Annotated in this window: 26 protein-coding genes; 17 read left to right on the top strand and 9 right to left on the bottom strand. The window is 42.8% G+C overall.

The annotated features are described in order from the left end of the window. From M1L52_RS08875 to M1L52_RS08855, 5 genes are read right to left on the bottom strand one after another with little or no spacing between them, the layout of a single operon-like run. Positions 1-369: a hypothetical protein gene (locus M1L52_RS08875; protein ID WP_248614619.1), complete on the bottom strand. Its 369-nt coding sequence runs from the start codon at positions 367-369 to the stop codon at positions 1-3. Further along, complete coding sequence (locus M1L52_RS08870; protein WP_248614618.1) at positions 366-683, bottom strand: hypothetical protein; 318 nt, start codon at positions 681-683, stop codon at positions 366-368. Before M1L52_RS08870 ends, M1L52_RS08875 begins: the two co-directional genes overlap by 4 nt. Further along, positions 680-1,513, bottom strand: a complete 834-nt coding sequence (locus tag M1L52_RS08865) for an aldo/keto reductase (RefSeq protein WP_248614617.1) — start codon at positions 1,511-1,513, stop codon at positions 680-682. Before M1L52_RS08865 ends, M1L52_RS08870 begins: the two co-directional genes overlap by 4 nt. Positions 1,514-1,516: 3 nt before the next feature. Further along, positions 1,517-1,924, bottom strand: a complete 408-nt coding sequence (locus M1L52_RS08860) for a thioesterase family protein (RefSeq protein ID WP_248614616.1) — start codon at positions 1,922-1,924, stop codon at positions 1,517-1,519. A gap of 1 nt (position 1,925) precedes the next feature. Then, on the bottom strand, positions 1,926-2,654 hold the full coding sequence (locus M1L52_RS08855; RefSeq protein ID WP_248614615.1) for a peptidylprolyl isomerase: 729 nt from the start codon (positions 2,652-2,654) through the stop codon (positions 1,926-1,928). Between the two features lie 139 nt (positions 2,655-2,793). Between M1L52_RS08855 and M1L52_RS08850 the strand changes: the two genes are divergently transcribed. Genes M1L52_RS08850 through M1L52_RS16485 form a run of 15 tightly spaced genes read left to right on the top strand, consistent with a single transcriptional unit; the run spans position 2,794 to position 11,109 of the window. Next, positions 2,794-3,000 carry a DUF4250 domain-containing protein gene (locus M1L52_RS08850; RefSeq protein ID WP_248614614.1) on the top strand — a complete coding sequence of 69 codons (207 nt, stop codon included), beginning with the start codon at positions 2,794-2,796 and terminating at the stop codon, positions 2,998-3,000. Next, positions 2,997-3,242 carry a hypothetical protein gene (locus M1L52_RS08845; RefSeq protein ID WP_248614613.1) on the top strand — a complete coding sequence of 82 codons (246 nt, stop codon included), beginning with the start codon at positions 2,997-2,999 and terminating at the stop codon, positions 3,240-3,242. The genes M1L52_RS08850 and M1L52_RS08845 overlap by 4 nt, the downstream gene beginning before the upstream one ends. 2 nt (positions 3,243-3,244) lie before the next feature. Continuing rightward, the gene (locus tag M1L52_RS08840; protein WP_248614612.1) at positions 3,245-3,775 is read left to right on the top strand and encodes a hypothetical protein; all 531 of its coding nucleotides are present in this window, start codon (positions 3,245-3,247) and stop codon (positions 3,773-3,775) included. A 20-nt stretch (positions 3,776-3,795) separates the two neighbouring features. Beyond that, entirely contained in the window at positions 3,796-4,437 is a 642-nt protein-coding gene (locus M1L52_RS08835; RefSeq protein WP_193215894.1) for a Vat family streptogramin A O-acetyltransferase, read from the top strand. Between the two features lie 11 nt (positions 4,438-4,448). Continuing rightward, positions 4,449-4,949, top strand: a complete 501-nt coding sequence (locus M1L52_RS08830) for a nucleotidyltransferase domain-containing protein (protein ID WP_028912861.1) — start codon at positions 4,449-4,451, stop codon at positions 4,947-4,949. Between the two features lie 11 nt (positions 4,950-4,960). Beyond that, positions 4,961-5,710: a nucleoside phosphorylase gene (locus M1L52_RS08825; protein ID WP_028912860.1), complete on the top strand. Its 750-nt coding sequence runs from the start codon at positions 4,961-4,963 to the stop codon at positions 5,708-5,710. A gap of 37 nt (positions 5,711-5,747) precedes the next feature. Further along, positions 5,748-6,038: a DUF1294 domain-containing protein gene (locus tag M1L52_RS08820; protein ID WP_248614611.1), complete on the top strand. Its 291-nt coding sequence runs from the start codon at positions 5,748-5,750 to the stop codon at positions 6,036-6,038. Further along, entirely contained in the window at positions 6,035-6,685 is a 651-nt protein-coding gene (locus M1L52_RS08815) for an HAD family hydrolase (protein ID WP_248614610.1), read from the top strand. Before M1L52_RS08820 ends, M1L52_RS08815 begins: the two co-directional genes overlap by 4 nt. Continuing rightward, positions 6,682-7,149: a PaaI family thioesterase gene (locus M1L52_RS08810; protein WP_248616068.1), complete on the top strand. Its 468-nt coding sequence runs from the start codon at positions 6,682-6,684 to the stop codon at positions 7,147-7,149. Before M1L52_RS08815 ends, M1L52_RS08810 begins: the two co-directional genes overlap by 4 nt. After that, positions 7,146-7,652: a phospholipase D-like domain-containing protein gene (locus tag M1L52_RS08805; protein WP_248614609.1), complete on the top strand. Its 507-nt coding sequence runs from the start codon at positions 7,146-7,148 to the stop codon at positions 7,650-7,652. Before M1L52_RS08810 ends, M1L52_RS08805 begins: the two co-directional genes overlap by 4 nt. A 6-nt stretch (positions 7,653-7,658) precedes the next feature. Next, positions 7,659-8,174, top strand: coding sequence for a pyridoxamine 5'-phosphate oxidase family protein (locus M1L52_RS08800; RefSeq protein ID WP_248614608.1), 516 nt, complete (start codon positions 7,659-7,661; stop codon positions 8,172-8,174). A gap of 6 nt (positions 8,175-8,180) precedes the next feature. Then, a complete protein-coding gene (locus M1L52_RS08795) occupies positions 8,181-8,567 on the top strand; it encodes a C-GCAxxG-C-C family protein (RefSeq protein WP_248614607.1) in 387 nt (128 codons plus the stop codon). Between the two features lie 9 nt (positions 8,568-8,576). Next, positions 8,577-9,341 carry a YaaA family protein gene (locus M1L52_RS08790; protein WP_248614606.1) on the top strand — a complete coding sequence of 255 codons (765 nt, stop codon included), beginning with the start codon at positions 8,577-8,579 and terminating at the stop codon, positions 9,339-9,341. Further along, positions 9,338-9,868: a nitrous oxide-stimulated promoter family protein gene (locus M1L52_RS08785; RefSeq protein WP_248614605.1), complete on the top strand. Its 531-nt coding sequence runs from the start codon at positions 9,338-9,340 to the stop codon at positions 9,866-9,868. The genes M1L52_RS08790 and M1L52_RS08785 overlap by 4 nt, the downstream gene beginning before the upstream one ends. Positions 9,869-9,891: 23 nt before the next feature. After that, positions 9,892-11,109 carry a restriction endonuclease subunit S gene (locus tag M1L52_RS16485; protein WP_248616067.1) on the top strand — a complete coding sequence of 406 codons (1,218 nt, stop codon included), beginning with the start codon at positions 9,892-9,894 and terminating at the stop codon, positions 11,107-11,109. Here M1L52_RS16485 and M1L52_RS08775 read toward each other — a convergent pair. Further along, complete coding sequence (locus M1L52_RS08775) at positions 11,104-11,556, bottom strand: restriction endonuclease subunit S (RefSeq protein ID WP_248614604.1); 453 nt, start codon at positions 11,554-11,556, stop codon at positions 11,104-11,106. The genes M1L52_RS16485 and M1L52_RS08775 overlap by 6 nt on opposite strands. An 85-nt stretch (positions 11,557-11,641) precedes the next feature. Between M1L52_RS08775 and M1L52_RS08770 the strand changes: the two genes are divergently transcribed. Continuing rightward, a complete protein-coding gene (locus tag M1L52_RS08770; RefSeq protein WP_248612790.1) occupies positions 11,642-12,445 on the top strand; it encodes a tyrosine-type recombinase/integrase in 804 nt (267 codons plus the stop codon). Positions 12,446-12,470: 25 nt separating this feature from the next. On the opposite strand, the gene M1L52_RS08765 is transcribed toward M1L52_RS08770, so the two are convergent. From M1L52_RS08765 to M1L52_RS08755, 3 genes are read right to left on the bottom strand one after another with little or no spacing between them, the layout of a single operon-like run. Further along, positions 12,471-13,931, bottom strand: a complete 1,461-nt coding sequence (locus M1L52_RS08765; RefSeq protein ID WP_248612791.1) for a restriction endonuclease subunit S — start codon at positions 13,929-13,931, stop codon at positions 12,471-12,473. Then, positions 13,931-15,463: a class I SAM-dependent DNA methyltransferase gene (locus M1L52_RS08760; protein ID WP_248612792.1), complete on the bottom strand. Its 1,533-nt coding sequence runs from the start codon at positions 15,461-15,463 to the stop codon at positions 13,931-13,933. The genes M1L52_RS08765 and M1L52_RS08760 overlap by 1 nt, the downstream gene beginning before the upstream one ends. Positions 15,464-15,470: 7 nt before the next feature. Beyond that, positions 15,471-18,284, bottom strand: a complete 2,814-nt coding sequence (locus tag M1L52_RS08755) for a DEAD/DEAH box helicase family protein (protein WP_248612793.1) — start codon at positions 18,282-18,284, stop codon at positions 15,471-15,473. 315 nt (positions 18,285-18,599) lie between these two features. Between M1L52_RS08755 and M1L52_RS08750 the strand changes: the two genes are divergently transcribed. After that, the coding region (locus tag M1L52_RS08750) for a hypothetical protein (protein WP_248614603.1) at positions 18,600-20,020 on the top strand (1,421 nt) is incomplete at its 3' end.

The raw sequence follows: 20,020 nt of genomic DNA, 5'->3' as shown, positions 1-20,020 counted from the left end.
TCATTGGTGTGCTGACCTTGTGCTTATTTTCTTACCTTCCTTGCTCCAAGTATATATCCAGGAGCCAACTTGACTGGTGAATGTCTCGCCACTAACAGACAGCACCTTCCCAACAGTTGATTCACTCAGGGTCTTTGTCTTTTTCCCATTGGCATCATAGATATAGTACCATGAGCTGCTTTTCACTACAAAGAACGATGCGCTGAACCCTTGTAACTCTCCGATAGTGCTACTGAGGGTCTTTATTTTCTTTCCATCCTGGTCATAGATATAGTACCAGTTCTTCGTTGTCTCGATATGGCTGATACTCTGTGCCTGGAGGTTGGCTACAGATAACAGTAAAACGATGGATAATAACAGTTTCTTCATACTAATGGCTCCAGATAGTTTACTTTCTTTCCTGTTTTCTCTGCGTAGGCAATTTCACTTTTGGTACTTTCGCCGATATATCCACCTACGTTAATGACAAAGATTTCATCTGCCATGTCGATCTTCCGTTTGTGCATATCGTCAAGCATTTCCTTTATTCCAGGCTTCCAGACTTCTTCATCACCAGAATGGCCGAACATACCAACGCTAATGACAATGCAGCCTTCAAGCGTCAATCGTTTCTGGGTCTCGATGAACTGCTCCTTGAAACGAGTGCTTCCGCATAGAGTGATAACCTTGTAGTTCTGTATCATATGCTTTCAGGATTATATTTGAGCGCATCAGACGGCCAACCAGTTACATTCCTGCCTGTGTCAAGTAAGCGAATCTCACGGATGTCATCATCAGTCAAAGTGAAGTCAAAGAGGTTAATGTTCTCTACCATCCTTTCCTTGTGAGTCGTTTTGGGAATAATGATAACATCATTCTGAATCAGGAACTTCAAGGCAATCTGGGCAGAGGTCTTTCCATATTTCTCGCCAATACCCAGCAAAGACTTGTTCTTGAAGATGCTGCTCCTACCTTCTGCCAACGGACTCCATGCTTCGAGAACTGTACCGTATGGCTTCAGGTATTCCATCATCTTACGCTGCTGATAGAGCACATGGGTCTCGCACTGGTTCACAACGGGCATGATTTTGGCACCCTTCACAATCTTGGGGAAAGTGTTGGGGTAGAAGTTTGACACCCCAATAGCCTTGAACACCCCTTGCTCATAAAGTTCTTCAAGCGTATGCCATATAACCGTTGGATTCCCAACAGGCCAGTGAATCAGCATCAAGTCTACATATTCCAGTCCAAGTTGCTTCAGGGAGTGGTCAACCGTGCGCAACGTCTCTTCCCTCGTATAGCATGAATCGCAGATCTTTGTTGTGATGAACAGTTCTTCACGGGGAACACCACAAGCCCTGACGGCATTGCCTACTGCGCTTTCATTGTGGTACATAGCTGCTGTATCAATGCTTCTGTAACCTACACTGACTGCATCTTCAACGACCCTTTGTGTGTCTCTCTCAGAAATGTTATAGACACCCAGACCAACCTTCGGCATTTTCAGCCCATTGTTCAAAGTTTTGTACTCCATACGCTATCCAAGTTTTGACATGAACCGCTCCCTGTCAACAATGAATCTAAGGTGTGTACCTTCACCAAGCAGCGTCATTCCCGACGTACCGTCGCCTACCCGTAGCCTTTCACCAGAATAAGCAGACACCTTAAACTCAATCTTTTTGCCGTCAACCTTGGTCACTTCGGCTGTAGCAAACACTTTATCCCCAATCTTCGAAGGTCTGAGGTGTGAGGATTCAATATGACCACCAACAGTTGTGCAACCTTCTGGAAGTTCATCAGCAACGGCAAGCATGGCAGCGTTCTCCATCAATGCCATCATAGCAGGGGTAGCAAGGACAGGCATATCTCCAGATTCCATCTGAATAGCGGTCAAGCCTTCACTTACTGTCAGTTCGCTTGTATGTTTCAGTCCTGTTTCCAACATATCACTCAATAACAGTCATTCTCATTTCAATGTCATCAACAGGTCTGTCAGCGCGTCCTGTAGCAGTGCCTTGTATCATTTCAACCACATCAAGACCATCTTCAACTTCACCAAAAACTGTATATTGGCCGTCAAGATGGGGAGTGCCACCAACAGTAGAATAGAGCTTCATCTGGTCATCGGTCAAACCAGTCTTTCCAACCTTACTCTCAGCTTCCGCAGCCAGTTTGTCCTGCAATTCCTGTAACCCGGCACGATTCCTGTCACGGCGCATCTGCATGATTTCCGCACGATGTTCTGCTGCAAGCTCATTGAAAGCATTCTGAACTTTCTGCATCCTCAACTGTTTGGAGAACTGTTTAAGCTGTCCCTCATTATACACCTGTCCCCAGACGATATAGAACTGAGAACCGCTACTGCGACGTTCTGGATTCACCTCGTCGCCCTGACGGGCAGCCGCCAAGGCTCCTCGTTTATGAAACAGGCCGTCCTTTATCTCGGCCTCCAGCGTGTAGTCAGGGCCGCCCACGCCAAGCATCTTGCCTGTCGGTGCGCCCTTGGAGTCAGGGTCGCCGCCCTGAATCATGAAGTCCTTTATCACCCGATGGAACAGCGTACCATCATAATAGCCATCCTTCACCAGCTTCACGAAATTGTCACGGTGGATGGGTGTCTCGTCATACAGGCGAACTACAATGTCGCCAAGCATTGTTTGAATCTTTACTTTCATCTTTCTATCTCGATTTTGGTGACAAAATTACACAAAAATAGGGAAAAACACCCAATTCCGTAGTGAAGATGTGTTATTTTGGCAATTTTCTAGTGAAAATTGAGTAATTTTGTAGCCGAAAAGATTCTAATAAAGACTGATGGACTATCTTCCGAAAGACCCTGCAATACTGGTTTCAAGCGTCAACATGCTTCTGAGGGACGAAGAGTTTGACACGCTGGAATCATTGTGCTACAACTTCGGGACAGAGCCAAAGGATATAAAGAATTACCTATACGGACATGGATTCGTTTACAACGACAAGCAAAAACAGTTCCGTCCGATTGGATATGACAAGAAAGAATGATAACGAAAGACAGTATAGAGACAGCCTATAGTTTCTTGCATCAGAAGCAGAGAATCTATGTTTATTCGACGCTCGACTGGCAGAAAGATGACATTGAGATTGCTATTGCCTCGTATGCAGATGAAATGAGCCAGGAACTACTTGATTTTATTTCTGGTGGCAGGGCTGACTTCCTGAGAGACCACAAACGGTTTAAAGAGGACATCACCAAGGCTGTTGAGATACTGGAAAATATGCTATAACGATGATAGATAAATTTGAAGAGCAACTACACAAGGACTTACACCAGTTCCTTCAGTCAATGAAGGAAATTGATGCTCGTCTGCCTGAGTGTCCCGACGTTGAAGAAAAGTGGGAGCAGATAGCCAAAGCCTACATTCCCGACGGCATCAGGGAGTTCAACGACTTCCCCTCCGCATCACTCGGTTGGATGATGTATATTGGAATGGCCGTCGCTAAGTTTTGGGATGCTGAATGGGAAATCTACTCTAAGATTGATGACCTCTATGCTTACATGAGAGACAAGAGGGGCTACGACTCGATGGACGAATACATCCGTGAAGATGTGCTGTTGCTGAGAGGCATCGACTATACTGTGTTGGAGAAACTGGTTGGTGAATGTGCCTCCCGTGTCTACAATGCCCTTCGTCACCAAAACATAGAGCCAGGAACCAAGGAGGCTTTCAATGCCTACGTTTCCTGTCTGCATCAACTCTACCTGTTTGGAGCCGCTATGCAGTTGAACAGGATGGGCTATTATATGAAAAAAATGTGATAACAAATAAATCGGAATTTATGGAAATCAATAATAGACCCAACCCCAATGAGGCTTTTCCGAATCCGAAGATTCCAAGCCTCTGCTTCATCAAGAACGTGGTGAAGAACCCGCGTATCATCATCGGCGACTATACCTACTACGATGATGTGGATGGTGCTGACCAGTTTGAGAAGCATGTCACTCATTTCTACGACTTCATAGGTGACCGGCTGATTATTGGCAAATTCTGCGCTATTGCCAAGGGTGTGGAGTTTGTCATGAATGGAGCCAATCATAGGATGGACGGTGTGACAACCTATCCGTTTTATGTCATTGGTGGTGACTGGGGAAGTGCCATTGCTCCAGTGAAAGATGAATTGCCTCTGAAGGGTGATACCGTTGTGGGCAATGATGTTTGGATTGGCCAGCATGTTACCATCATGCCAGGCGTTCATATAGGCGACGGTGCAATTATCGGAGCCAACTCTGTTGTTGCCTCAGACATTCCTCCATACGCTGTTGCCGTGGGAAATCCCTGCCGAGTGGTCAGGATGCGTTTTGATGACGAATTCATCGCCTTTCTGCTGCAACTGAAATGGTGGGATTGGGACATTGAGAAAATTGAGCGCAATTTCAAAGCTTTGTCAAGTGGTGATTTATCATTGATCAGAAACCTATAAATTCGAATTTTATGGTAACTTGTTTTGATGTATGTGAGATTCTTGAAATGCTGTCTGAAGCATCTGTAAAGGTATTTTTGGACGGCGGTTGGGGTGTCGATGCACTTATAGGCAGAGAAACAAGAATACATAACGACATCGATCTGTTCGTAGAGAAGAAAGACTACTGTATAACCATATCCGTGATTACAGGGAAGGGATACAGAGAAGTTATAATGGACTATACGACCGACAGCCATACTGTCTGGAAAGATGACAACGGAAGAATAATCGATCTGCATTGTTTCGAATATGTCGAAGATGGAATTCTATATGACGGATACACTTTCCCAAGCGAAACTTTCTCAGGTAAAGGAAAAATCGGGAATATTGAGGTGTTCTGCATAAACCCGGAGGCACAGGTACAGTTCCATCTTGGATATGAATACGATGAAAATGATGTCCACGATGTTCTGTTGTTATGCAGAACTTTCAATCTTGAGATACCGGAGCAATATAAAACTCACATCTGATTCAATATGCTATGATTACTGATAGTTATGATATTGAAACTGAACCAATGATCAATCTGTTTGATTTCTACGGCAGACGTGGAGATTTTGCAGATATATGCCTGATAATATTCTCGAAGGAAATTCATCGGCATTTACTTGATTCCTACGAATCTGAAATTATTGCAACTATGTCGGCTTGCAATGGCGACACGCATATCTATAAAACAACTTATAAAGGAGTTACGATAACTTTCTACCTGTCAGGAATAGGTTCAGCAGTAGCATCCTCTCAATGTCATCTTGCAAGCTGGCTAACTGGAGCATCAAAGTTCATTATGTTCGGTTCCTGTGGCAGTCTTGACCGTACAACCACACAAGGTAGATTTATCATACCGACACAAAGTTACAGAGGGGACGGGTGTTCATATTATTTTGCAGCACCATCCGACTATATTGATATAGCCGCAAGCAAGGAACTTTCCATAATTTTCGACAAATTATCTGTACCATATATTACAGGTAAAATATGGACGACAGATTCGATGATCAGAGAAACAAAAGGACTTGTACGCAAACGTATGGAAGAAGGGTGCATCGCTGTAGAAATGGAATTGGCTGGAGTTCAATCTGTGTGCGACTTCTACAATTTGAAGTTGTATGCTTTTTTTGAAGCAGGTGACATTTTGGATACAAATGGATATGAAGCCAAAGGCTTGAACAATGCCAACCATAGTTTAAACAAACTTTATATTGCTTTAGAAACGGCAACCTACATCTGAAGTATATCAGAATTGTGAATTCCAATTTAGCGAACAGATGATACCACTGAAACATCTACATGTAGTTCTTATCTACCTCGCTGTCATCAACGTGGTCACTTTCTTCATGTACGGTATCGACAAGTGGAAAGCGAAAAAGTCCAAGTGGCGCATAAGAGAGACGGCATTGTTAGGTTTTGCTGTTTTAGGCGGTAGCATAGGAGCATGGTTAGGAATGAAAGTCTGGCATCACAAGACCTTGCATAAGAAGTTCAAGTATGGAGTCCCTGCTATTATTATAGTTCAGCTCGCACTAATTGGCTATATCCTATACAGATTAGAGATATGATAAAACTGATAATATTCGACTTTGACGGTACACTAGGTGACACCCGACGGAATATCGTAACGACTATGCAGATGACCATTGCTGAATTGGGGCTGCCTGGACGTACTGATGATGAATGTGCTTCCAAGATAGGATTACCTCTTGACGGTTGTTTTGAGGCATTATATCCAGATGAAGCCAAAGAGACTATCCAGCAATGCACCGATGTTTATAGGAGAATCTTCCAAGAAAACCTATTGAAGATGAAGCCCCAAGTTTTTCCTAAAGTGATTGAAACCTTGTCGGCACTAAAGGAACAGGGATATACACTCACGATAGCATCTTCACGCTGGCACAAGTCACTTTCAGAACTGACACACGACTTGGAGATTGCAGACTACATTTCTTACCTCGTTGGGGCTGATGACGTACTGAAAGCGAAGCCCAATCCTGAGCCAGTCCTGAAAACACTTACCGCTACAGGCTTCGATGCAAGTCAGACGCTCGTTGTAGGTGATATGAATGTAGATATTCTGATGGGCTTAAATGCTGGAGCTAAGACTTGTGGCGTGACCTATGGAAACGGATCTAAAAGAGAACTTGAAGATGCTGGAGCCAACTATATCATTGATAACATTGACGAACTAACAGAAATAGTAAAATGTTGAAGAAGATAATAAACCCTTGGCGAAACCATCCTGAATACAACTGTTTCGGATGTTGCCCTGAGAATCCCATCGGGCTTCACATGGAGTTCTATGAGGATGGTGACTATATCGTCAGCAAATGGCATCCCGAAAAGAACTATCAAGGATGGGTGAATACAATGCACGGCGGCATACTGAGTACACTGATCGATGAAGTGTGCGGATGGGTAGTCACTCGTAAATTACAAACCAGTGGCTATACCGTACAGCTTAATGTGAAGTTCAAGAAAGCCATCCCTACAACAGAACCAGAGTTGACTATTAAGGCTAAAGTAGCAAAACAGGTACGGAATCTGGTATATATCAGTGCGGAGATAACCAATTCTAAAGGTGAACTATGCAACGAAGGCGAGGCTATTTACTTCCTGATGAACCAAGAGAAAGCAAAGGAAATGGGATTCTTACATTGTGACGTTGAAGAATGAGCTTCATCAAGTACATAGCAGACGAGAACCACTACAAGGAAGTCCTCTCACTCGTTGGAAAAGCGAAACGGACGGTGTGGATCGGAACGGCAGACATCAAAGACCTGTATGTTGATGATAAGCCATTCCTTGCTTTGCTTGCTGGCCTCTTGAAGAAAGGTGTGGAAGTCAGACTGATTCATGCAAAGGAACCAGGAACAGCTTGGAGAGAGGATCACGAGAAGCATCCTATCCTTTATGATGGTATGGAGCGTGTGCTATGTCCGAGAGTCCATTTTAAACTCATTATCATTGACTCTACCATTACCTACGTCGGTTCCGCTAACATGACTGGCGCAGGGATGGGAATGAAATCACCACGAAAAAGGAACTTCGAGGCAGGAATCTTGACCGATGACCCAGAAATGGTTGAAGCAGCCATTGAGCAGTTTGACAACGTATGGATAGGCAAGTTCTGCAAGGAATGTGGCCGTAGAAAGTATTGTTCAGACCCGATAAAATAAACTAATATGAGGAAAGCAAGCAGAGAAATGGATTCGGCCTTCGCAATGGAGGTATTAGACAAAGCTCCATATATCACCGTCAGTTTCACCAAGTCAGACGGTAGCCCCTATGGTGTTCCTTTGTCATTGGCACGTAAAGATGAAAAGACCTTCTATTTTCATGGAGCTTTGGAGGGTGATAAGATGGACTGTATAGCATACAATCCCAAAGTGGCATTATCAGCTGTGACCCGATGCACTCCTACTGTTGGTCCCAAAGATGGCAGCTTTACCCTCCAGTATAAATCAGCAATGGCTGTAGGTATCGCCGAGGTTGTTACTGATAAAGCAGAGAAAATAGAAGCTCTAAGAATTATCTGTCAGCGTTTCCTCCCTCAACACATGGATGCTTTCGCTGCTGCGATAGAGCGCAGTCTGGAGAGAACGGCTGTTGTGAAGATAACCTTGACAGAACCGCCAACAGGTAAGCGTAAGCAGTATGACAAACAAGGTGAAGAAATGAAATGGCAACGAATGGAATAGAAGAATATGGAAACAAGAAAACACATAGCAGCAGAGAAAAAGAGGTGCAATAGCCACAACTGCGCCCAGGCTATTCTTCATACCTATGCGGACGTAGCAGGGATAAGTGAAGATGATACCATGAACATTGCCGGAGCTTTTGGTGGTGGTATGGGAAACATGGAAGGAACCTGTGGCGCACTCGTTGGGTCTGGTCTTGTCTTAGGATTGGTCAACAAGGACAAGGTGAAGTCCATGAAACAGATGCGGCAGATTATGACCAAGTTCCAGGAAAGAAACGGAGCTACCCAATGCAAGTTACTGAAAGGCATTGGAACAAAGGTGGTGTTGCGTGAATGTCCTGACTGTGTAGCCGATGCAGCAGAGTTTCTTGAAGAACAATTAAATGGGTAGGATTCAAATATGCAGATAATACTCGCTTCCGCAAAGATAATGAATGACAAGCTAAAGTCTGTTCCTGGCGTTAGTCTGTCATTACCTCGTTTCAAGAATGAGGCTCAGGCTTTTGCAAAGGATATGGCTCAGTATTCTACAGAGACGATTGCCGAAATGCTGGGCTGTAGCAGGCAGATTGCCGTTCAGAACAGGATGCGGTATTTGCGATTCTTTGAAGATGCGCCCAAACTTCCAGCTATCCTCGCTTATCACGGTCAGGCATACAAACATCTGAAGGCTGAGACGCTGAATGTAGATGACCTCACTTACTCACAAGGGAAGCTCTGGATAACCTCATTCCTCTACGGCTTGCTTCGTCCGCTTGATGGTATTCTGCCTTATCGGATGGAAGGAAATGTAGAGTTACCCAGCGGAGAGGGGCAGAATCTTTTTGGGTTTTGGAAGAACCGACTGACAGACATATTGATTGAGGCTGTGAAAGCAGATGGTGGAACTCTAGTACATCTTGCTACAGAGGAATACCAGCACCTGTTTGACTGGCAGCGTGTCCGTAAAGAAGTCCGAATCGTTCAGCCTTTGTTTTACGTTAGAAAAGGGACTGAGTTGAAGATTCAGGCTGTATGGGCTAAGACATGCCGGGGAGCCATGACGAGGTTCATCATTGAAAATCGGATCACTACCCCCGATGACCTATCTTCATTCAGCTATGAGGGTTTTGAATATGAACCATCTTTAGGAGAACCAGATTATCCGCATTTCATCAAGCAATGAGCAGAATAGAACGAGAGAAGCAGACTGTCCGAAAGATGATAGAGCTTTATTGCCGTCATCGGTTGAACCAGGACACTATGCCAGAAGAATATCAACATCTGGCAGAGTTTGCTTGTCGCCGTCTAGATCATTGCAAGTATGGGGAGAATAAGACTGCTTGCAAGAAATGTCCCACCCATTGCTATGCCCCTAAAGAGCGTGAACAAATTCGTGAAATCATGCGCTGGGTCGGGCCTAGGATGATACTCTATGCTCCAAAAGATGCTCTTCACCATACTTGGGATAATATCAAGACATGGCTACAGTCGCTGTCATTCCGCACTGGTGTGATAGTCTTACTATGCTGCATCCCTTTCTATATTCTATCCTTTGCCCAAATGCTACTACCAATAAGTGCCGCTGCAAAAGGAGTGTTATGGACTATACTCTTCGGCCTGGCTAAGACTTGTCAGTATAGCGGCCTTACAATTCTTGGAGTAGAGGGCTACAATAGGGTGAAGAATTGGATTAAACGGAGAAAAGGGTGACTGATGGGATGGTTGATTAGCTTATAACTGGTAGTGATAAGTCCCATTATGAGAACTGGCCATTTGAGATACCAGAGAATTGGACTTGGTGTAGAGTTGATGATTTTGCTTATGTTGCTTCTGGTAGCACTCCAAGTAAGGATGCTTTTGTAGAAAAAGGAATCCCATATATAAAGATGTATAATCTGCGAAATCAACAAATTGACTTCTTCTTTCATCCACAATACATAAAGCCAGAGGTGCATAATGGCAAACTACAAAGATCAAGGACTGAGGTAGGTGACTTGATTATGAATATTGTTGGGCCTCCCCTTGGTAAACTTGCAATTATTCCATCTGATTTACCAGAAAGCAACTTCAACCAAGCCGCTGTGTTGATTCGGCCATATATGTACAAAGAGATTTTGGTTAATTATCTCTTTTACTATCTATCTGAAATGTCAGAAATCAATTCCATTTCGACAAAGGGATCTGCTGGTCAGGTAAATATATCATTGACACAATCCCAGAATATGCGTATTGCCCTCCCGCCATTAAATGAACAAGTAAGGATTGTTAAGGAAGTCAGAAAATGGTTTACCTATGTTGATTCTATTGACAGCAATGCTTGTGAGTTGGAAGAATTGATCGACAATACAAAACAAAGCATATTAAGAATGGCAATTCAAGGGAAACTGGTTAAGCAGAATCCTTCAGACGAACCAGCCATAGACTTATTGAAACGTATCAATCCCAACATTCAGATTCCTTGTGATAACCCCCATTATCAGAAGTTACCACGAGGTTGGTCAATGTGTAGATTGGAAGATGTTGTCGATTACGAACAACCGCAAGCCTACATAGTTGATTCTACAGACTATTCTGATAATTACGACACGCCCGTATTAACGGCAGGGAAATCTTTTGTGATTGGTTATACTAATGAGAATCACGGCATCTGTAACAATCTACCTGTAATCATATTCGATGACTTCACTACCGATTCTAAGTTCGTCGATTTCCCTTTCAAAGTCAAATCTTCGGCAATGAAAATATTGAGGCCAAGGAAGGGCATAAATATAAAGTTTCTAGCATATTATATGTCAATTACTCGGTTGGTTGGGAAAACTCATAAGCGATATTGGATTTCTGAATACTCAAAACTATTCATCCCGATTCCTCCTTATAATGAGCAAACAAGAATTGTCAATGCTTTGCAAAAGACGTTGAGAGCTTTGGATGATATTGCTGCAATGCTATAATTTGTCTGATATGAACTCCAACAGATTTAGATATTGCTGAGTAGATTCTACAATCCTCTGCTGTTCTTCAATGGGAGGTATCATTACAGCTATCTCCTTAAACAATTTCTTGTTAAGATGTGGAATTGCAGAACCAACTTTGTTTTCTCGGAACTCCTGTTGATGGCTTTTTATTACAAGTAACACAAAGCCCATATTCATTTCGGAACTTACATCAAGCAGTTTGAATGTACTACCTTGATAACCTTCAATTACAGATGTGAAGATTTCACCAGAGTTCTCTCCATCGACAAGAATCATGGTTGAACCAGATGGTACATATTTTCCGCTTGTTACCATTTCTCCTTCGCTTTTACCACGCAAGTATTTAACATCAAGGTTAATCCTTGGATTGTCATTTCGCTTCTCTCCGTCTCGAAGTTGACAGATGTTTTGCATTGATGTCATAGCCCACCCATTAGGTAACTTCTGATAATGGGGGTTAGCCGTACATTATTATATTGTTACTGTACTCATTTAAATAAATGATGATATGGTAACAAAGTTCAAAACATTCCTTAGCAAGTCGGACTTGGCTAGGAACACCGTCAATTCTTATGTTTGGACGGTCAATTATTACCTTTCCACATACGGAGAGGTGAACAAGAAAAACCTCTTAGCCTACAAAGGCTATTTGGTAGAGCATTTCAAACCGCAGACTGTCAATCTTCGTCTGCAAGGTATTAACAAGTTCCTGGAGTTCTGCAAGCAAGACAAATTGAAAGTGAAGTTTGTCAAGGTGCAGCAAAAGAACTTTCTGGAGAACGTCATTAGCAACGCTGACTACAAATTCCTGAAAAGGAAGCTGAAGGAGGATGGCCATACTGAATGGTACTTCGTGGTATGGTTTATGGCAGCGACTGGTGCAAGGGTAAGCGAATTGTTGCAGATAAAAGCAGAGCATGTGGAAATGGGGTATCTCGACATCTATAGCAAAGGTGGCAAGTTGCGTCGTTTGTATATCCCGAAGTCTCTTTGTGTGGAAGCGAAAACATGGATAGAGAGTAGAAACATCAAATCTGGTTATCTGTTCCTCAATAAATATGGAGAACGGATAACAACTCGCGGAATATCACAGCAACTTAAACATTTTGCTCAGAAATATGGACTTGACAAAAAAGTAGTCTATCCTCATTCCTTCCGTCACCGTTTTGCTAAGAACTTCCTTGACCGTTACAATGATATTGCCCTCCTTGCTGACCTCATGGGGCATGAAAGTATTGAAACCACAAGAATCTACCTTCGAAAAACTGCAAGTGAACAACAGAAGATAGTAGACCGAATTGTAAATTGGTAAATCAACAAAGAGTCCCCGACAACATCTAAGCTGTTAGGGATTCTTTGATTTTATCAAGAGTATTGAAATATCTATCAATTTCTTCTACGATACGTTTTTGTTCATTTTGGGGAGGGAGAGGAATTAACAAATTATCCAAAACACCTATATATAGTTCTTTTTGGTTTGTTGACCCAGCCAAGTTGTCTTCAAGATAACGCTGAGTTCCTTTAGATGATAAATAAGCATGAATGTATTTTGATTCTATGCTGTCAAATGTCCTTATAACCGACACGTGCGAATCAGGAACGGCGAAAGGGTATGTTCCGAGACAGTCGCTGTGAAACACTCTTGTCCTGCCTACAGTTCCAGTGCCTGTTGAGTTCATAAGCACGTCACCTTCTCGCAACTTATATATATCATCCCATTTTGATAATGTGCTGGGATCCAAAAAGCGAGCCTGTTCAAGGGAAATATCTCCATTATACAAATTGCACTTTTGAGCGAAAACAGGATATTTCCGCTCTTCTGAATATTTGGGCGATTTACCTCGTGACAGGAAAGAACAAAGCGCTCCAAGCTTAATCCAGCACCAACTTTGAGGAATATCAAAGGGATAATGGGGGTTATCACAAGGAATTTCGATATTCGAGTTGATACGTTTAAGTAACTCAATGGCTGGTTCATCGGTTGGATCTTGTGATACCAATTCTCCACAAATAGCCATCCTCAACACTTCTTGTTTGGCTTTTGTAATGGTATTGATAATATCCTTCTTGTTGGATTCAATACTTTCAACTAAATGAAGCCAATAGTTTCCGGTTTCAACGATACGCTTTTGTTCTTCAATGGGAGGAATGGGAATATAAAACTGACCAAGTTTTTGAGAGTTTATGTTTGACTGGTTTACTCCATCTGTTTTAACAAAGTTGCACCAGTCCCTCTCATATTGACTATTCATCACCATATTCACATATTCACAATCCAAGAAAATAGGAGTCATACGAATAATGTAACCAGCATAAATAGATGGTACTTCGCCTCTATAGATCGCAGTTTTTCCAACCCATTCGCTACTATTAGTCCGATTAAACAGTATATCTCCTGCCTTTAATCGGAGTTTTTCAATATCTGCCTTATTAGAAGTGTAAACCAAATCAGAATAGTCAATAGTCCCTTTTCTTGTAATATTGCCCATTCTTAGAACAGCAATATCTCCAGAAGACTTTGATTTCTCTGATGTTCCGTATTGCAAAGATGGAGTGACTTCTTCTATTGTAGTCCATACCCAACTTTCAGGAATCTCGAAAGGCAGGTTCTCATAATGGGACGTATCGGAAGCAGACTTCTTGGAACGCTTAATCTTCCCTTCCTTGATTAAGCGTTCTTTTTCTGCCTTGATTCGTTCCAATAGTACAGATGCAGGCTCGTCATTAGGGTCTTGTGGAACCAACTTACCACGAATGGCAAGGTCGAGTATCTTTTGGCGAAGTTTCTTTGTGTCCATTAGCTTTCAAGATTTTCAAGAAGTTTCTCCAGTTCTGCAACAGCCTCAGTGATGTTGTTGCTTTTCTCTTTGATGATACTGATAAGCTCTGGCAACGAGAGATCTTCGCTCTCTTCACCTTGTTTTATCCAAGTAATATCAAGACTGGTCTTGTCACGTCCCAGCACCTCGTCGTATGTGAACTTACGCCAACGACCATCTGGATTGCTCTCTGCATGATAGGTTTCCTGACGATGGTGACGGTCATCGGGACGATAGCAATCCACAAAATCCTGAAGGTCAGTCTCGCGCAAAGGATTTTGTTTCAGCGTATGCTTGACATTGGTACGATAGTCGTAAATCCAGACCTCTTTAGTCTGGGCATTCTCTGAGGTGGGTTTCTTCTCAAAGAATAGCACATTAGCCTTTACACCCTGGGCATAGAACAATCCTGTAGGCAGACGGAGAATTGTATGCAGGTCGCAAGTCTTTAACAGGTTCTTGCGGATAGTTTCACCTGCACCACCTTCAAACAGTACGTTATCAGGAAGCACGACGGCAGCTGTTCCACCAACTTTCAGCAGCGATTTGATGTGTTGTAAGAAGTTCAATTGTTTATTGGACGTGGTAGCTATAAAGTCTGCCCTTACATAATTGTCTTGTGCTTTTTTGAGCTTTGTGACCATTTCACCAGTTTCCTTATCCTCTTCCTGTACCTCAATCGTCGTTGATGACTTCTTTCCGAAAGGAGGATTGGTCATCACATATTCACAAAGATCATTGTCACCAGGAGCAGAAGCAAGCGAATCTGCACACTTGATGGGAGGCACACCGCCAAACTCACCGATACCATGCAACAGCAAGTTCATCAGACAGAGTCGATAGGTGTTAGGAACAATCTCGGTTCCATAAAAAGTATGCAGTTTCAAGTCATCGGTCTGCTTGCCTGTCATCGTTGTGTATTTTCCTTGCAAAAAATCTTTAGCAGCAAGTAAGAAACCTCCAGAACCGCAGCATGGGTCTACGATGACCTTTCCAAGTTCGGGATTGACGCATTTTACAATGGTCTTAATCAGGGCACGAGGGGTGAAATACTGCCCTGCACCAGACTTAGTGTCCTGAGCAATACGTTCCAACAGGCTTTCATAGATGTCGCCTTTCACGTCTTCACTCAGGGAGTTCCATTGTGTGCCGTCAATCATCTGGATAACCTTACGCAGATGTTCTGGAGTTTGTATCTTATTCTGTGCGCCACGGTAAATCTCGCCAATCATACCTGTTTTCTTAGAGAGAAGGGAGAGAATCTTTCCATAGTGTTCCTTCAGTTCCTCGCCTGACTTCGACATGAGCAGTGACCAGTCACAATCGGTAGGAAGTTCCAGATTGCGCCAGTTGTTCCACCGGAGTTCTTCGGGCATCTTCATGTCCTCGTCAACCATTTTGAGGAAAAGAAGATAGGTTATCTGCTCCAAGTAGTCACTATTTGAAACGCCGCCATCAAACAGAATGCCAGCGATATTCCATACTTTGTTGCTTATTGTAGAATCTGCCATTTGGGTCTTATGCTACTAATTTCTGGTTTAACTCAATGATGATGTCTTTCCACTGACTACCAAAGAGGCTGTAGTATTTTGCCGTTCCTCCGAGCTTGTTAAACTCACCGCTCTTTAGAGCATCAACGTGGAAACTGGCATTGATGGCAATATAGTCGCGTATCATTTCCAGCCACTTCATCTGTTCTTCTGTAAACGGGGCTGTTCCTGCACCACGGACACCTCCCTTGTTGGCATTACGCTCGAAGATCCATTCCTTGTAGCGTTTTTTCACCATATCTGCAAAGGGGTATATCTCTGGTATCTGTCCCCACTCATACTTGATAATCTGAATGATGTCAACCAGTTCCTTAAGAACAGTTTTCTTGCGGGTCATATCTGAGTATGCCGAGAATATCAAACTACCATTGAGCATATTGTTGTAACGTTGCATCTTGTCGTAAAGCTCATGTATCATTGCTTCGGTAATGTGGCGGTTTCGATAGTCCTGATGATATATGATGTTGAGAGCTGTTATCTCGTCTTTATTGGTCTCAATAAACTCTTTCAGGGTCTCACGAACCTTAGCTTTGGTCTCCGCCACGTCGGTTTCAAAACCTGCGTATGTCAGATGATCCAATGCTGGATCAATGGTCTGGTCGTTAGAGTTACGGACGTTCATCAGGAAATCACGGACTTTCGGCTCATAGATGGGTTTTGCTGCTTCAAGGCAACGTTTCTTGATAACATCCTTTCTTACTTCTTCCTTATCTACGGGCGAAAGGGTAGGATATTCGGGATGTTCAGTCTTTATCGTATCTTCTATCCTATCAACATCATGTACGTTCTTAATATTAGTAGACAGCTGTCGAAGTGACGTTCCTCCAGATACCTTCTTGAATTCCTCACGCTCCTTGTCGGTAAGTACCCTGTCAATATGTTCAAGTCGTGTACCAAGGGTGCTGAAGGTTTCTTCCGATATGTCTCCAGTCACCACCGCATCAAGCAGTGACTTGAATGAGACGGTTGGTTTCACATCACCACCACATTTCTTCTTGGCAGCACATTTGTCAGATTTGGTTACGCCCACAGCATCTACAATCACATACCCTAATTTGGGGGTACTTGCTGACGGCGAAGCCTGTTTCAGACTTTCCAAGTCCATTGTCCTCCTTGCCCTTCCCAGCATCTGCTCATAGTAGTTCTCACTGCGGATGTCACGCATAAACAGAAGTATCTCAATGGCTTTTACATCAGTACCTGTTGCTATCTTGTTCACTGTTACAGCCACACGAGGATAGAATTCATTGCGGAAAGCATAGAGTAGTGAGGTTTCGTTTTCTTCGGACTTGAAAGTTATCTTCTTGCAGAAGTCGTTACCTTCATTGAACACCTCTTTCACCAAAGCAACAATATCGTCTGCATGACTGTCGTTCTTGGCAAATATGAGCGTCTTTGGCAATTCCTTCCTGTCCTTGTAGTATTCCCATTTCTTCCAGTTATCCTTGAAAGTCTTTAGGATTACCCTGATTTGCGATTTATTGACTACGGAGTTGTCAAGGTCTTTCCCATCGTAAGCTATATCTTCATCTGTTGACTCCCAACGCTGTTTCCTTGTCCGTTTGTCACGAATCTCTATCTGCTGGTTAATCTTTGCAACGATGCCGCCCTGTTTGGTCTTTTCCGTTTCTATGCTGAAAGTACCAAGTGCGCCCACGTTCACACCATCTGAAACAGCTTCCTCATGGGTGTATTCACTTACAACATTCTCGTCAAAGAAGGCGTATGTATGTTGGTTCGGAGTAGCGGTCAGTCCAATAAGGAAAGCATCGAAATACTCCAGCACTTGCCTCCATTGGTTGTAAATGGAACGGTGGCACTCGTCTATAATGATAAAATCGAAGAACTCTGGTGGATATTCTGAATTGTATTTCACCTCTCGCTCTGTTCCTGTTGTTGTACCTGGTTCATCGTCCACGTCATCTGGCATGGAAGATAGGTTTCCTGTCAGCATAGAATATACACGCTGAATCGTACTTATGCAGATTTGGGTGCTTTGAGGAATGTTCGATGTCTGAATGCGCTGAATGTTATATAGGGCATTCAGTTTCTCTGTGCTATCGTAAGGCTGGTAGTTCTTGTATTCCGTTTCGGCTTGCATTCCAAGGTTCTTCGTGTCAACAAGAAATAGTATTCGCTTGGCTTTTGCGAACTTCAACAGCCGATATGTGTTGGTGATGGCGGTATAGGTTTTTCCTGCACCAGTTGCCATCTGAACCAATGAACGTGGTTTGTTGTTACCGAAAGACTTTTCAAGGTTTAATATAGCCTTTATCTGACATTCACGGAATCCTTCTTCTGGCAGTTCAGGGAACTCTTGCAATCGACCTCGCAGCGTTTTCTTTCCATTGAACTTATAATCTTTTATCCAATACAGTAACTGCTCTGGCCTGTGAAATGAGAACAGCTTACGCACTCTGGGCTTCGGGTCAAGCAAGTCTGTGAAGTGTGTCAATACACCTGTCGCCTCGTAGATGAAGCGCATGTCCTTCTTGGAATAATTGGCCCATTTCAAACCAGAACTTACATATCCTTCATTCTGCTCATGTGCTGCTGTCACAAGGTGAACGCCCTCTTCATCGGGCTTGGCTTCAATTACACCTACAGGAGTACCTTCAATGAAAAGGGCATAATCAACCTCTTCATTGTCACTTGTGAGGTATTCACGGACTGCGACTCCAAGAGACGCAATAGGGTTGAACTCCTGACGATCCTGGATTACCCAACCAGCATCTTCAAGTTTCTTGTCTATTATCTGCCTTGCCTTTTCTTCTGGTGCCATATTGATAGCGTTTAGATGTTACACATGGCCTTGGTTTCATACTTCCGATAAGTGCATATTATCCCAAGTTAGTGCAAAGGTACACATTTTTACCCAAATTCCCCTTAGTTTAAGTTTTAATGCGCCATAATTTAACGAAAATTTCTACTTTTGCCACAATTATGAAGTCTAAAAGAGCGTTTTATGTGTCTACTAACGTCATACTATATAAAGTTACCCCTTCAATGATGCCTTTTTTGCATTTTATTGAATGAAATGGGCTATAATTCATAAAAATAGAGTACCTTTGCATCTGGATTTCATCTGCATGGCTTTATGTTAACAGAAACAGGCAACATAAAAACGGATCAAGAGCATCTGACCATCCTTCCAAATGTAGACTTGGGGATTGGGAGAATCAGAAAACTCTTGTGTTGGTCAGAAGAGCATGAACCTTCTGCTCTTGCTCCTTATCTGCCATGCCTCTTTGAATACATTGCTTTCAGTGAAGGAGTGGTCATTCCGTTCTTTCAGGTTCTTCATGCGAATCTTAAGAAACACATTTATAGTCTCTATGTATATCTGAGAGACAACGGCAAAGAGCCAGAATCTTTTTTGACGCACGATGAAGCCTTTGACTTCTTATGCACATTAGGACATACCGACACCCGTAATATCATTGACCACTACAACAGACTTCCATCAAATGTTTACACAAGTGTCATAAACTCTATTCAGGCCCAGGACAAGACTGCATTTATAGCAGCATTAAAAGAAACAGACTGCCAAGATCTAATGGGAATATTGTGGACGATGCGCTATCTACTGTTTGGAATCAAGAGTGAAAAGGACGTTAGGATAATCAAACGTGGCAAAAAGATTCAGTTGGAAAATCTCTGGCTGACAGATACTGGGTTAGCACCATTTTTCAGAAATATCCCGAAAGAGGAAGAAGAACAGTTCGCCGTAGAAAGGATAAAACTTCTTTGCGGATTCGACACAAAGAGCTTTGCACGCAGACATCGGATAGGTAGGCAACAATACAACTGTGATACAATTGCTGAGACAAGACCATATACCCATTATACTGATAGTAAGAGAAAGCCTTGGAAGCAGTTCTTGTTAGAGTCCGAGAAAGAAGGAACCATATCAATATCCCTTTCATCCATTACATACAACTGCAAAATTCAGACTTACAAAATCCTCCTGTCTGCATTAAGGAGCCACAAAAATGAGATAAGCCAGCGATTCGGAAATGCTGGAGGCAAATCATTCGCTGCTGCTATCGAGCAAAAATGGGAGAATGGAGATTGGGATTATGTGGAATTGGAATGCCAAGACTTTCTGGACTTCATAACCTTATCCCTTCATCAAATGAAATCCGTCTATCATATGGTCGATGGATTGCTCAGTGACGAAGACAAGGATTTACTGAACTGGATTGTGTCATTATACACTGATGATGAGCAACAGACAATTATAGTGGAAGAGCATCAAGACACCAGGCACGAAGATCAAACTTTTGATGGTAACGATAGCATATTCTTAAGGGAGAAAAGGTATGTCACGGTTCTTAACTCAAAACTTAAAGGAAGCAATAGCGAAGAGAAGGATAGAGAACTACCCAAATGTCTGTCTCTGCTATATGACGAACTGACGAAAGAGGGACTTATAGATACGACTTCCTCCAAGTCTCTTTTTGTATATCGTTTCAGCGGACAAGGAGAACCTTATCCACCTTCTTCCAAAATAAACTG

The organism is Prevotella sp. E13-27 (assembly GCF_023217965.1).
Lineage (GTDB): Bacteria > Bacteroidota > Bacteroidia > Bacteroidales > Bacteroidaceae > Prevotella.
Note: the sequence above shows the minus strand (reverse complement) of the source record. Positions and strands in the feature narration are given on the sequence as shown.

Coding starts and splice junctions, on each gene's coding strand:
- M1L52_RS08760 (WP_248612792.1), bottom strand. CDS start 15,463: ATGGCAGATTCTACAATAAGCAACAAAGTATGGAATATCGCTGGCATT.
- M1L52_RS08790 (WP_248614606.1), top strand. CDS start 8,577: ATGCAGATAATACTCGCTTCCGCAAAGATAATGAATGACAAGCTAAAG.
- M1L52_RS08830 (WP_028912861.1), top strand. CDS start 4,449: ATGGTAACTTGTTTTGATGTATGTGAGATTCTTGAAATGCTGTCTGAA.
- M1L52_RS08820 (WP_248614611.1), top strand. CDS start 5,748: ATGATACCACTGAAACATCTACATGTAGTTCTTATCTACCTCGCTGTC.
- M1L52_RS08835 (WP_193215894.1), top strand. CDS start 3,796: ATGGAAATCAATAATAGACCCAACCCCAATGAGGCTTTTCCGAATCCG.
- M1L52_RS08785 (WP_248614605.1), top strand. CDS start 9,338: ATGAGCAGAATAGAACGAGAGAAGCAGACTGTCCGAAAGATGATAGAG.
- M1L52_RS08765 (WP_248612791.1), bottom strand. CDS start 13,931: ATGGACACAAAGAAACTTCGCCAAAAGATACTCGACCTTGCCATTCGT.
- M1L52_RS08795 (WP_248614607.1), top strand. CDS start 8,181: ATGGAAACAAGAAAACACATAGCAGCAGAGAAAAAGAGGTGCAATAGC.
- M1L52_RS08755 (WP_248612793.1), bottom strand. CDS start 18,284: ATGGCACCAGAAGAAAAGGCAAGGCAGATAATAGACAAGAAACTTGAA.
- M1L52_RS08860 (WP_248614616.1), bottom strand. CDS start 1,924: ATGTTGGAAACAGGACTGAAACATACAAGCGAACTGACAGTAAGTGAA.
- M1L52_RS08875 (WP_248614619.1), bottom strand. CDS start 369: ATGAAGAAACTGTTATTATCCATCGTTTTACTGTTATCTGTAGCCAAC.
- M1L52_RS08845 (WP_248614613.1), top strand. CDS start 2,997: ATGATAACGAAAGACAGTATAGAGACAGCCTATAGTTTCTTGCATCAG.
- M1L52_RS08815 (WP_248614610.1), top strand. CDS start 6,035: ATGATAAAACTGATAATATTCGACTTTGACGGTACACTAGGTGACACC.
- M1L52_RS08825 (WP_028912860.1), top strand. CDS start 4,961: ATGATTACTGATAGTTATGATATTGAAACTGAACCAATGATCAATCTG.
- M1L52_RS08775 (WP_248614604.1), bottom strand. CDS start 11,556: ATGACATCAATGCAAAACATCTGTCAACTTCGAGACGGAGAGAAGCGA.
- M1L52_RS08870 (WP_248614618.1), bottom strand. CDS start 683: ATGATACAGAACTACAAGGTTATCACTCTATGCGGAAGCACTCGTTTC.
- M1L52_RS08800 (WP_248614608.1), top strand. CDS start 7,659: ATGAGGAAAGCAAGCAGAGAAATGGATTCGGCCTTCGCAATGGAGGTA.
- M1L52_RS08805 (WP_248614609.1), top strand. CDS start 7,146: ATGAGCTTCATCAAGTACATAGCAGACGAGAACCACTACAAGGAAGTC.
- M1L52_RS08840 (WP_248614612.1), top strand. CDS start 3,245: ATGATAGATAAATTTGAAGAGCAACTACACAAGGACTTACACCAGTTC.
- M1L52_RS08770 (WP_248612790.1), top strand. CDS start 11,642: ATGGTAACAAAGTTCAAAACATTCCTTAGCAAGTCGGACTTGGCTAGG.
- M1L52_RS08850 (WP_248614614.1), top strand. CDS start 2,794: ATGGACTATCTTCCGAAAGACCCTGCAATACTGGTTTCAAGCGTCAAC.
- M1L52_RS08855 (WP_248614615.1), bottom strand. CDS start 2,654: ATGAAAGTAAAGATTCAAACAATGCTTGGCGACATTGTAGTTCGCCTG.
- M1L52_RS08865 (WP_248614617.1), bottom strand. CDS start 1,513: ATGGAGTACAAAACTTTGAACAATGGGCTGAAAATGCCGAAGGTTGGT.